The organism is Streptomyces sp. NPDC055632, assembly GCF_053618675.1.
Genome location: NZ_JBSHHY010000001.1, coordinates 463,361 through 473,984 on the forward strand (window position 1 = coordinate 463,361; position 10,624 = coordinate 473,984).

Here is a 10,624-nt window from a genome sequence, read left to right on the forward strand (position 1 = left end):
GCGTACCCATGGGTAACAGGCGAGCCCCGGAAGGAAGGTGAGTTCTTTTCAACCATCCCGAAGGAGAAATAGTTAGGTTAGGCTAAGCTAACTGGATTTCACGCGCCCGGCCCACGGCCGCCGCGGCAGGGAGGGAACAGCCATGGGACTGCCGGCCATCGATTCCTACGCCATGCCCGACCGGTCGGCCCTCCCCCGCTCCAGCGCCCCCTGGCGCATCGACCCGGAGCGCGCCGCCCTGCTCGTCCACGACATGCAGAACCACTTCGTCGGACGCTTCCCGGCCCGGCAGCCGCCCGTCGTGGACCTCGTCGGCAACATCGTGGCGCTGCGCGAGCTGGCCGGGGCCCTCGGCCTGCCCGTGGTCTTCAGCGCCGAGCCGACCGTGCAGCGCGGGCTCGCCGCGGACGTCTGGGGACCGGCGATCGGCGACGGCCCCGGGGACGCCGCGATCATCGAGCCCCTCACCCCGCGCCCCGGCGAGCACCTGCTCCCCAACGCCCGGCAGAACGCCTTCCTCCGCAGCCACCTCGGCCGGCTGCTGCGCGAGGAGGGGCGCGACCAGCTCATCATCTGCGGGGTCTACGCCCACCTCGGGGTGCTGCTGACCGCCGCCGACGCCTTCATGAACGACATACAGCCCTTCGTCGTCGCCGACGCCGTGGCCGACTACTCCGCCGAGGAGCACGAGATGGCCCTGCGCTGGGCCGCGCGCAGCGGCGTGGTCTGTACGACCGACGACCTGCTGCGCGGCCTGCTCCTCGGCAGGAACCGGCGCGACGCGTAACGCGGGTGGCGCCCCCGAGGGAGCGCCACCCGCCGGACACGCCCTAGGAGGCCGCGCGCTCCAGGGTCCAGAGGCGGTGGTCCCAGCCGACGTCGGCGCGGGAGCGCACGGCGAGGCCCGCGGCCGCGGCGAGCGCGGCGACCTCCTCGGCGTCGCGCACCCCGGAGCCGAAGGCGCACTTGAGGCGCAGGTGGTGCAGGACCGCCTCCATGTCCTCGGGGTCGCCGGTCGCGACCTGCTCGACCAGGAGCAGGGTGCCCTCCGGCGCGAGCGAGGCGGCGGCCTCGGAGAGGGTGTGCACCGCGTCCTCGTCGTCCTGCCACTCCAGCTGGCGCGACATCAGCAGGGTGCGCGTGCCGGCCGGTACGGCGCCGGAGCCGGCGACCAGGTCGATCCGGGGCAGCAGGTCCTCGTCGATGATCGCCTCGCGCAGCACCCGGAGCACCGAGGGCATGGCGACGATCCGCGCGCGCAGCTCCGGGAACTCCTTGACCAGGGTCTCGACGACGGTCGCGACGCCGTGGCCGGTTGCGGTCAGCTCGGTGACGGCCGACCAGTCGTGGGCGCGCAGCACGCCGGGGGCGATCCAGCGGGCCTCGTCCTCGACGGCGGCGCGGGCGGTGTCGGCGATCCGCGACTCCCGGGCCATCTCCTCGGTCAGGGTGCGTCCGGCGAGGGTGCGGTAGCCGGCCTTCCCGGTGCGGACGGTGTGCAGCAGACCGGAGAGGGAGGCGTCGAACGCGGCCTCGGCGCCCTCCAGGTGGTACTCCTCCGCCGAGTGGTCGTCCTCGACCAGCTCCTCGCTGATCGGGGTGAGGCTGTAGTCGCCCTCGCCGTCGGTGGCGAGCAGCTCGATCCCCACGAGGTAGTCCAGGAGGGCCTTGAGGGTGGCCGGGTGGGCCTCGGCGCCCCGGGCGATCTCGGCGGCGCTTCGCACGCCCCGGTCGACCAGGTCGAAGACGCCGAGGGTGACGGCGGTGCGGATGGCGTAGGGGGGCGCCAGGTCGGTGAGTTCGTGGAGGCGCTCGTGCGCGTCGTCCTCGTCCTCCTCCGTCACCACGGGGGCGTCGGGCAGCGCCTCGGCCGAAGCGGAGTCGGCGGGGACGGCGGGCGCGGTGCGGCGCCAGTACCCCGTGATGTGGGTCTGCTCGCGCGGGACCCGGCGCTCCGTCGCCAGGTGGCGGCGGATGCCCTTGAGGGTGACGGCCTCGCCGGCGACCCAGGCGAAGACGGTGCCGGGCAGCCAGTCGGCGGCGCGGACGGCCTGCTCCAGGAGGTCGGTGGTGCCGGCCGGGGCGCCGTTCCGGGAGAGCCAGACGATCTCGGCGTCGGCCTTGGTGGGCAGCTCCTGGCGGTGGCTGTCCTCGCCGACCTCGATGAAGACGCGTGCCTTGGTGCCCTCGGGCATCTCGGCGAGCCAGCGGCCGATGGCCGGCAGGGCGGTCTCGTCGCCGACGACGAGGATCCAGTCGGCGCCCTCGGGGTGGCTGTGGGACATCTTCGGGCCGGCGATCCAGGCGCTGTCGCCCGGGCCCGCGTTCTCGGCCCAGGTGGAGGCGACGCCGCCGTCGTGGCGGACGAAGTCGAAGACGATCTCGCCCTTGTCGGGGTCGTGGCCGACCGGGGTGTAGTCCTTGGCGACGGGCCGCCCGTCCGACCAGTCGAGGCTGCTCACCTGCTGCCGGGGCAGGACGAGGCGCCCGGTCTCGTCGGCGAAGAAGAACTTCACGTGGTCGTCGAAGCCCTCGGTGCGCAGGGCGGGGAGTTCCAGGCCGTCCTTGACGAAGGCGTCGAGCTGGGGCCCGCCGAGGGTGAGGCGGCGCATCCCGGGGGTGAGGTTCTCGGCGCGCAGCACGGTCAGCTCGCGCAGCACGATGGGGAAGGTGACGACCGAGCGGGGGCTGCGGGTGGGCATGGGTGCTGCTCCTTCGTGCGCGGCGCCGGGCGGGCGCCGCGGGACGGGCCGGTGGGCCGGGCGGGCCGGTGGCGCGGTGCGCCCGGCCCACCCGGCCCGGGCGGGTGGTGAGGTGCTCCCCGGCGGGAGCGGGGGTCACTTGCCGGCAACGGCCCCGGCGAGGATCGGCGTCAGCTTCTCGACGATCCAGGGGGCGCTGAGGGCGTCCGGGTAGGCGACGGCGGAGGAGAGGGTGTTCTCCGAGGGGATGACCGCGTAGTGCTTGCCCTTGACGACCTGGAGGGACTGGAAGAGCTTGTTGCTCTCCAGCTCCTTGGCGCTGAGCAGGCCGTTGTCGCCGAAGGGGTACGTCATGAGCAGGACGTCGGCCTCCAGCTCGTCCAGGTTCTCCAGGCTGACGGCGTTCTTGTCGGCCTTGTAGTTCTTGGCCTTGTCCGTCTTCTTGAAGCCGAGCTGCTCGAAGACGCCCGGGTCCTGGTCCGCGTAGGACATGAAGGTGATCTGCTCGGGGTGGACGACCGCGTAGGTGTACGTCTTGCCCTTGAACTCCGGGTGCGCGGCGGCCGCGTCGGCGGTGGCCTTCTCGTTGGCGGCGATGACCTTCTCGGCCTCGGCGGTCATGCCGAGCGCCTTGGCGGCGGTCTTCAGGCGCTCCTGCCAGGTGAGGGTGTCGGAGTGCGCCTTGTCGGTGAAGGTGACGACCGGGGCGATCGGCGCGAGCTTGGCGTAGTCGGTGTCCATCGACCAGGTGTTCATGCCGAGGATGACGTCCGGGGCCTCGGCGGCGATGGCCTCGTAGTCGGTGCCGTCGGTGTCGTCGTACTTCTTGAGCTTGCCGGCGCCGAGCTTGGTGAGGGCGCGCTGCTTGTACTCGGGGACGGGGCCGCCGTCCTCGGCGTCCGGGGTGATGACCGGGACGATGCCGAGGGCGAGGGCGATGTCGGTGTCGCCGTCGGAGACGGTGGCGACCTTGAGCGGCTTCTTCGCGACCTCCGTCTTGCCCCAGGCGTTGGGGAGGGTGACCGGGAAGGCGGCCTCGGCGGCGCCGGTGCTCGCGCCGGCGGACGGCTTCTCGCCGCCGGTCTTCTCGCCCTTGTCGTCCTTGCCGCCGCAGCCGGCGAGCAGGGCGGCGCACGCGACGGCGGCGAGGAGGGTACGGGCGGTGGAGCGCCGTGCGAACGGTCTGGCGGGGCGGTTCATGGTCAGTTCTCCTGCGAGTGGTGACGGCGGCCGAGGGGGAAGATCTGCGGCCTGGCGTTGTGGGGGTGGGGTACGACGACGCACGTGAGGCCGAAGACCTCGGCCACGGTCCGTTCGTCGAGGACCTCTTCGGGCGGGCCCTGCCGGATGACGCGTCCGTCGCGCATGGCGACGATCGTCGAGGCGTACAGGGCAGCCTGGTTGAGGTCGTGGGAGACGAGCACGATGGTCTTGCCCGTCTGTTCGTTGAGGTCCGCGAGGAGGTCCATGACCTCGATCTGGTGCGCGACGTCCAGGTAGGTGGTGGGTTCGTCGAGCAGCAGGGTGGGGGTGTCCTGGGCGAGGGCGAGGGCGATCCACACGCGCTGGCGCTGGCCGCCGGAGAGCTGGTCGACGGGGCGGTCGACGAGTTCGGCGGTGCCGGTGGCCCGGAGGGCCTCGGCGATGATCGCGTCCTCGCGCTCGTCGCGGCGGCGGCCGAACCGGCGGTGCGGGTGGCGGCCGCGCCAGACCAGGTCGCCGACGGTGATGCTCTCGGGGGCGACCGGGGACTGCGGCAGGACGCCGAGCCTGCGCGCCACCTCGCGGGTGGGCAGGCGGTGGATGTCGGCGCCTTCGAGGAGGACCGATCCGGCGGCCAGGGGCAGCAGTCGGGCGATGGACTTGAGGAGGGTGGACTTGCCGCAGGCGTTGGGGCCGACGAGGGCGGTGATGCGGCCCTTCTCGATCCGCAGGGAAAGGTCCTCGATGACGGGCGTCTTCCCGTACCCGGCGCTGATGCCGCGGGCTTCGAGCTGGTGGGGCGCGGTGGCCTCGGGGCTCTCGGTCTGCGGGGTCACGGTGTGTGTCACGAGGCTCCCTGCCTGCGTCGAAGGATCAGCCAGACGAAGTAGGGGGCGCCGAGCAGCGCGGTGAGGACGCCGGTGGGCACCGGACTGATCAGGGGTGCGTGCTGGGCGAGGACGTCGGCGCCGATGACGACGACGGCGCCGATGAGCGGGGCGAGGAGGGTGGAGCGTTCGGTGCCCACCAGGCGCACGGCGATGGGGCCGCTGATGAGGGAGACGAAGCCGATGGGGCCGACGACGCTGGTGGCGAGGGCCGCGGCGGCGGCGCCGAGGAGCAGGACGCCGACGCGGGAGGCGGTCACCCGGGTGCCGAGGCCGGAGGCGAAGTCGTCGCCCAGGGTGAGGGTGGCGAGGGGGCGGGCGAGGAAGAGCGCGGCGAGCGCGCAGGCGCCGAAGCCGACGGCGAGGGTGGTGACGCCGTCCCAGTCGGCGGCGCTGGTGCTGCCGACCGTCCAGCGCATGGCGATGGCGATGCTCTGCTGGTCCGCCACGGTGAACAGGTAGTTGGTGTAGGCGGTGCAGACCGCGCTGAGCCCGATGCCGACGAGGACGAGGCGGTACGTGTCGACCCCGCCGCGCCAGCTCAGCGCCTGGACGGCGGCGACGAGGACGAAGGAGCCGATGACGGCGGCGACCGGGACGCCGAGGGTGAAGGCGGCGGGCGCGTAGAGCAGGGCGGTCGCGGCCCCGGCGCCCGCGCCGGCGGAGATGCCGACGATGTCGGGGGTGGCGAGCGGGTTGCGGATCAGCCGCTGGTAGAGCGAGCCGGCCAGGCCGAAGAGGGCTCCGGCGAGGAGCGCGGAGAGCGCCCTCGGCATCCGGAGCTGGAAGATCATGTAGTCGGCGAGGCCGTCCCGCAGGCCGAGGGCGGCGGGCAGGACGTCGGCGGGGTCGAGCCGGCCGATGCCGCCGAGGAGCACGGAGGCGGCGGTGAGTCCGAGCAGTGCGACGGTGAGCACGGCGGCGGTCACGGCGGCGCGTCGGTTGCGGGCGCGGCGGTCGGAGCGCAGGTGCGCGACGACGGCGGGCGTGGTCGGGGAGTCCGGCCGCGGGGACCGGGTGTCGAGTGCGGTCATCACATCCGCACCAGGTCGCGGCGGCGGGCCAGCCAGACGAAGAAGGGGGTGCCGACGACGGCCGTCATGAGGCCCACCTGGACCTCGCCGTGGTCGAGGACCAGCCGGCCGGCCGTGTCGGCGCCGGTGAGCAGGACGGCGCCGACGGCCATGGAGACCGGCAGGGACCAGCGGTGGTCCGGTCCGACGAGGAGCCGTGCGCAGTGCGCGGCGACCAGGCCGACGAAGGCGACGGGGCCGACGGCGGCGGTGGCGGCGGCGCAGAGCAGGACGGCGACGGCCGCGGCGGTGAGACGGGCGCGTTCGACCCGGACGCCGAGGGCGCGGGCGGTCTCGTCGCCGAGGCCGAGGATGTTGAGGGTGCGGCCCAGCGGCAGGGCGAGGAGCAGCCCGACGATCACGAAGGGCATGACCTGGCTGAGGACCTCGGCGCGGCCGGTGAGCTGGCCGACCGACCAGAAGCGGAGGTGGGCGAAGGCCTCCTTGTCGCGGACGACGAGGAGGGTGATGAGGGAGGACATCACGGCGGCCATGGCGACGCCGGCGAGGACGAGGCCGACGGCCGAACTCCCGGCATCGGTGCGGGTCCCGATGAGGTAGACGAGGGTGGCGGCCACGGAGGAGCCGAGGAGGGCGAGCCAGAAGTAGCCGCCGGCGTCGGTGACGCCGAGGAACATGATGCCGAAGACGACGAACATCGAGGCGCCCTGTTCGACGCCGAGGATGCCCGGGTCCGCGAGGGGGTTGGCGGTGAGTGCCTGCATGACGAGACCGGCGGCGCCGAGCGCCGCGCCCACCGCGAGGCCGAGGAAGGTCCGGGGGATGCGCTCGGTCCACAGGACGTGGGTGTCGAACGCCTGGTCACCGGGGTTGAGCAGGATCCGGACGACCTCCAGGGGCGAGATGTCCCGGGCGCCGAGACCGATGCCCGCGACGAGGGTCACCACCACCGCCGCCACGGCGAGTACGGCGACGGCCGTGCCCCGGGAGGCCCGGGTGCGGACCGGGGGAACGCCCGGTCTCCGTTCCGGTACCGGGGGTTTCACCACCGACGGGGGCGGTTGTGTCATCTGTTGTCCTTGTTCTCACGGCTCGTACGGCGACTTAGGTTACCCTTGCCTAACCTTCGGGGATCCAACCCGGAGGCCGACCGATCACATCGAGGGACCGGGGTGCGACCGGGTCCCTGACCCCGGGGGGTGGCCTTGACGGCCGACGGAAGAACGCGGACCACGGACGAGGACCTCATCACGGCGACGGGCCACCCGACGCACGTGCACGACTTCCACCAGCTCCTGTACGCGCCCCTGGGGCGGATCACCGTCACCACGCCGGACGGCGAGCACGAACTCACCTCGCCCCTGGCCCTGTGGCTCCCGGCGGGCACCCCGCACAGCGCCCGGTTCGACCCCGAATCCCTGGTCCTGGCCGAGCCGTTCGATCCCGTCGCGCACCGCCTGCCGTTCACCCGGACCACCGCGATCCGCCTCGACGGCGCCGTGCGCCGGCAGTTGCTCGCCCGGACCCTCGGGGCGGGTACGGAGGCCGACGACGCGACGGTGTTCGCCGCGCTGACCTGCACCCGGACCCGCCGGGACGTCCGGCTGCCGCTTCCCCGCCCGACCAGCGAGGCGGCGCGCGCCGTCGCCGGGACCCTGCTGCGCAGGCCCGACGACCAGCGCACCGCGACGGAGTGGGCCGAGAGCCTCTACGTCAGTTCGACGAGCCTGCGCCGGGCCTTCCGCACCGAGACCGGACTCGCCTTCTCCGAGTGGCGGACCCGGGTGCGCCTCAACCACTCGCTGGAACTCCTGACCCAGGGGCACCAGGTCGGAGCGGTCGCCGCCAAGGTCGGCTTCACGAGCACGAACGGCTACATACTGGCGTTCCGGCGGCACTTCGGGCGCACTCCCGGGGCCTGGACCAAGGAGTGCGCGGGACGCTCCGCGGGGTGAGGCGGGGCGGACCCGAGGGGCCCCTCCGGGCGGGAAGCGGGTGCCGGGGAGCGACTTGACAGTCATCGTCCTCTAGGTGACTTTAGGCAAGCCTTACCTAAACGCCCAGCCCCTGGGCGCCCCCACCGACCCGATCCAACGGCCCTCCGCGTCCCGCCCCGCCGGGCGGGCGGACTCCGGGCCGCACCGGCGCGAGGAGAGAACCCATGACCGCGACCAACCCCTTCGAGGACGACGACGCCCGCTACTACGTGCTCGTCAACTCCGAGAACCAGCACTCGCTCTGGCCGGCCTTCGCCGAGGTGCCGGACGGCTGGACCGCGGTGCACGGCGAGGACTCCCGGCAGGGCTGTGCCGCGTACACCGAGGAGCACTGGACGGACCTGCGTCCGGCGAGCCTCGCCGCCCGCTCCTGAGGCGGATGCGCACCCGGCGCCGCGTCCCGGCCGGCCCCTCGGCCGGGAGCGGCCCGCTCCGGCCGCGTCACCCGACGGCGCGGACCAGGACCCGGGAGCCGCGCGCGGGGTCGAGCGAGGCCCGCCACGCGGGCGGCACCTCCTCCTCGCCGCCGACGGCGAACCCGTACCTCAGGAACAGCGGTCCGCTGCCGGTGGTCGCCGTGAACACGCGGACGGCGCCCCGCGCGGCGGCCCCGCCGAGGGCGGCGTCGAGCAGCGCGGAGCCGACGCCCCGCCCCTGATGCCCGGGAGCGGCGCAGAAGTTGTAGAGCACGACCGCCATCCGCCCCCGCGCGTCGGTACGGGTACGGAGCCCCACGCAGCCCGCGAGCCCCTCGCGCCCGGCCTCCACGACCAGGAAGTCGGCCGCGCGAAGGGTGAGTTCGGCGACCGTGCGCTCGCGCAGGGCCCCTTCGCGCACGAACGGCCGGGACAGCCGGTGGACCGCGCCGACGTCCTCGCTCCCGGCGGTCCGGACGGCGGCGACGGGGGCGGACGGGAGCTCCGGGCGGGACGGGGCAGTGCTCAACGTCTTCCCGCTCTCTGGTGACTGACGACTCGACGGACCGCCGTGACGCCACGGCACCCGTTTGACTGCACGACGATAAGTTAGGTAAGCCTTACCTAACCAAGCTTGATCCATCGGACGGGAAGAAGAGGACCCACCCATGGCCGACACGGCCGGACAGCAGACCTTCGCCCTGGAGCGGCTCGCGCGCGACGTCGCCGACGTGCTCTACGTCGAGGCCGAGGAGGTCGACCCGGACGAGAGCCTGCTCGACCAGGGCCTCGACTCGATCCGGCTGATGGCCCTGGTCGAGACGTGGCGCGCCGAGGGCGCCGAGGTCGGTTTCGTCGAACTCGCCGAGCGCCCCACCCTCCGCGACTGGGCCGCCCTCCTCGGACAGCCGTCGGGAGCGTCCCGTGCGAGCCGGTGACTTCCTGGTCGACATCACCCCGCTGCGGACCAGCCGGGACTTCCGGGCCATCTTCATCGCCCGGATCGTCTCCCTCTTCGGTCTCGGCATGGCGATGGTGGCGCTCTCCAAGCAGGTCTACGACCTGACGGGATCCACCTTCGGCGTCGCCGTCTCCAGCATGATCATGAGCGTCACCGTCCTGGTGGGCTCCCTCTGGGGCGGCTGGGCGGCCGACCGCATGGACCGGCGGAAGCTGATCCTGTGGGCCCGCGCCTCCGCCGCCCTCGCCTTCGCCGGCCTCGCGGTCAACGCCTTCACGCCCGAACCGGACCTGTGGGCGGTCTACCTGTGCGTCGCGTGGGACGGACTCGCCACCGGGGTGAGCGTCACCGCCCTGATGGCCGTCGCCCCCACCCTGGTCCGCCCCGACCAGCTCCCCGCCGCCGGCGCCCTGATCTCCCTGACCGGTGAGATCGGCTCGGTCGCCGCCCCCTTCCTCGGCGGCGTGCTGCTCGCCCTGGCCGGTCCCGCACCGGTCTTCGCCTTCACCGCCGTCACCACCGGCGTCACCACCCTGCTGCTGCTCAGGCTGCGGCCGCTGCCCCCGGTCGAGGACGACGAGGACGACGACACCGAGGACTCGGGCTCGCCGCTCGCCGCCTTCCGGTACGCGGTGCGCAACCGCGTCGTCGGCGGCCTGCTCGCCCTCGGCGGGATCAACGCGCTCTTCAACATGCCGGTGGTCCTCTTCCCCGAGATGGTCGACAAGCGGTTCGGCGGCGGCGACGTCATGCTCGGCCTGCTGTACACCGCCCCGGCCGTCGGCGCGATCCTCGTCTCCGCCACCAGCGGCTGGATCACGCGCGCCGCCCGCCCCGGACGCCTGCTGCTCACCGCCGCCTTCGTCGGCGGCCTGGCCATCATCGGCTTCGGCCTCAGCGGCAGCGCCGCCCTCGCCTTCGCGATGCTGGCCGTGGGCGGCGCCGCCGGCACGGTGTACGAGATCCTCGAGTACGCCCTCGTCCAGCACAACACCCCGGACCGGCTGCGCGGCCGCATGGTCAGCGTCCTCACCGCCCAGGGCACCACCGGCGACGTCGTCGGAGACGTCGAAGTCGCCCTGGTGGCCAAGTGGTTCAGCCCGGCCGGCGCCGCCGTCGTGAACGGCGTGGTGTGCGCGGCGGCCGCCGTGGTCGTGGCCGTCACCGTCCCCGGCCTGCGCAGGGCCACCCTCCCCCGCGAGGAGGAGGAGCACGAGGACGACGGCCCGCCCGGCGACGCCGTCCCGGCCCCCGTCGGCGCGGCCCCTTCCCTCGCGAAGCCCGCCCCCGTCGGCGCGGCCCCTTCCTCCGCGAAGCCCGCCCCCGCCGGGGGCGCCCCGTCGGCCACCGGCTGACACCGACCGGGCGGGGCGCCGCCGGTGCCACCGGCCCGGCACCGTCCCGGCGCCCCGCCCTCCTTCCCC

11 protein-coding genes are annotated in these 10,624 nt (G+C 73.7%); 5 read left to right on the plus strand and 6 right to left on the minus strand.

Annotation, left to right across the window (positions count from 1 at the left end; genetic code table 11):
- Positions 1–142 precede the first annotated feature (142 nt).
- Positions 143–787, plus strand: coding sequence for an isochorismatase family protein (locus tag ACWGSR_RS02020; protein WP_453563008.1), 645 nt, complete (start codon positions 143–145; stop codon positions 785–787).
- 43 nt (positions 788–830) lie between these two features.
- On the opposite strand, the gene ACWGSR_RS02025 is transcribed toward ACWGSR_RS02020, so the two are convergent.
- From ACWGSR_RS02025 to ACWGSR_RS02045, 5 genes are all read right to left on the minus strand, one after another.
- Positions 831–2,702 carry an SIP domain-containing protein gene (locus tag ACWGSR_RS02025; RefSeq protein ID WP_453563009.1) on the minus strand — a complete coding sequence of 624 codons (1,872 nt, stop codon included), beginning with the start codon at positions 2,700–2,702 and terminating at the stop codon, positions 831–833.
- A 135-nt stretch (positions 2,703–2,837) separates the two neighbouring features.
- The gene (locus tag ACWGSR_RS02030; RefSeq protein WP_453563010.1) at positions 2,838–3,902 is read right to left on the minus strand and encodes an ABC transporter substrate-binding protein; all 1,065 of its coding nucleotides are present in this window, start codon (positions 3,900–3,902) and stop codon (positions 2,838–2,840) included.
- A gap of 2 nt (positions 3,903–3,904) precedes the next feature.
- The gene (locus tag ACWGSR_RS02035; RefSeq protein WP_376232188.1) at positions 3,905–4,753 is read right to left on the minus strand and encodes an ABC transporter ATP-binding protein; all 849 of its coding nucleotides are present in this window, start codon (positions 4,751–4,753) and stop codon (positions 3,905–3,907) included.
- Positions 4,750–5,826, minus strand: a complete 1,077-nt coding sequence (locus tag ACWGSR_RS02040; protein ID WP_453563012.1) for a FecCD family ABC transporter permease — start codon at positions 5,824–5,826, stop codon at positions 4,750–4,752. The genes ACWGSR_RS02035 and ACWGSR_RS02040 overlap by 4 nt, the downstream gene beginning before the upstream one ends.
- Positions 5,826–6,896: a FecCD family ABC transporter permease gene (locus tag ACWGSR_RS02045; RefSeq protein ID WP_453563013.1), complete on the minus strand. Its 1,071-nt coding sequence runs from the start codon at positions 6,894–6,896 to the stop codon at positions 5,826–5,828. Before ACWGSR_RS02045 ends, ACWGSR_RS02040 begins: the two co-directional genes overlap by 1 nt.
- 129 nt (positions 6,897–7,025) lie before the next feature.
- Between ACWGSR_RS02045 and ACWGSR_RS02050 the strand changes: the two genes are divergently transcribed.
- Positions 7,026–7,781 (plus strand): AraC family transcriptional regulator, encoded by a 756-nt coding sequence (locus tag ACWGSR_RS02050; protein WP_453563015.1) that lies wholly within the window; start codon positions 7,026–7,028, stop codon positions 7,779–7,781.
- A gap of 206 nt (positions 7,782–7,987) precedes the next feature.
- On the plus strand, positions 7,988–8,197 hold the full coding sequence (locus ACWGSR_RS02055) for an MbtH family protein (RefSeq protein ID WP_376232195.1): 210 nt from the start codon (positions 7,988–7,990) through the stop codon (positions 8,195–8,197).
- A gap of 67 nt (positions 8,198–8,264) precedes the next feature.
- On the opposite strand, the gene ACWGSR_RS02060 is transcribed toward ACWGSR_RS02055, so the two are convergent.
- Positions 8,265–8,768, minus strand: a complete 504-nt coding sequence (locus tag ACWGSR_RS02060) for a GNAT family N-acetyltransferase (RefSeq protein ID WP_453563017.1) — start codon at positions 8,766–8,768, stop codon at positions 8,265–8,267.
- 139 nt (positions 8,769–8,907) lie between these two features.
- Here ACWGSR_RS02060 and ACWGSR_RS02065 point away from each other — a divergent pair, with 139 nt between their 5' ends.
- On the plus strand, positions 8,908–9,177 hold the full coding sequence (locus ACWGSR_RS02065) for a phosphopantetheine-binding protein (protein WP_376232198.1): 270 nt from the start codon (positions 8,908–8,910) through the stop codon (positions 9,175–9,177).
- Complete coding sequence (gene entS, locus ACWGSR_RS02070) at positions 9,164–10,555, plus strand: enterobactin transporter EntS (RefSeq protein WP_453563018.1); 1,392 nt, start codon at positions 9,164–9,166, stop codon at positions 10,553–10,555. The genes ACWGSR_RS02065 and entS overlap by 14 nt, the downstream gene beginning before the upstream one ends.
- The last annotated feature ends 69 nt before the right edge of the window (positions 10,556–10,624 follow it).

Excerpts from the sequence above, each read along its gene's own strand:
- ACWGSR_RS02020 (WP_453563008.1), top strand. The coding sequence starts at position 143 with ATGGGACTGCCGGCCATCGATTCCTACGCCATGCCCGACCGGTCGGCC.
- ACWGSR_RS02025 (WP_453563009.1), bottom strand. The coding sequence starts at position 2,702 with ATGCCCACCCGCAGCCCCCGCTCGGTCGTCACCTTCCCCATCGTGCTG.
- ACWGSR_RS02030 (WP_453563010.1), bottom strand. The coding sequence starts at position 3,902 with ATGAACCGCCCCGCCAGACCGTTCGCACGGCGCTCCACCGCCCGTACC.
- ACWGSR_RS02040 (WP_453563012.1), bottom strand. The coding sequence starts at position 5,826 with ATGACCGCACTCGACACCCGGTCCCCGCGGCCGGACTCCCCGACCACG.
- ACWGSR_RS02045 (WP_453563013.1), bottom strand. The coding sequence starts at position 6,896 with ATGACACAACCGCCCCCGTCGGTGGTGAAACCCCCGGTACCGGAACGG.
- ACWGSR_RS02055 (WP_376232195.1), top strand. The coding sequence starts at position 7,988 with ATGACCGCGACCAACCCCTTCGAGGACGACGACGCCCGCTACTACGTG.
- ACWGSR_RS02065 (WP_376232198.1), top strand. The coding sequence starts at position 8,908 with ATGGCCGACACGGCCGGACAGCAGACCTTCGCCCTGGAGCGGCTCGCG.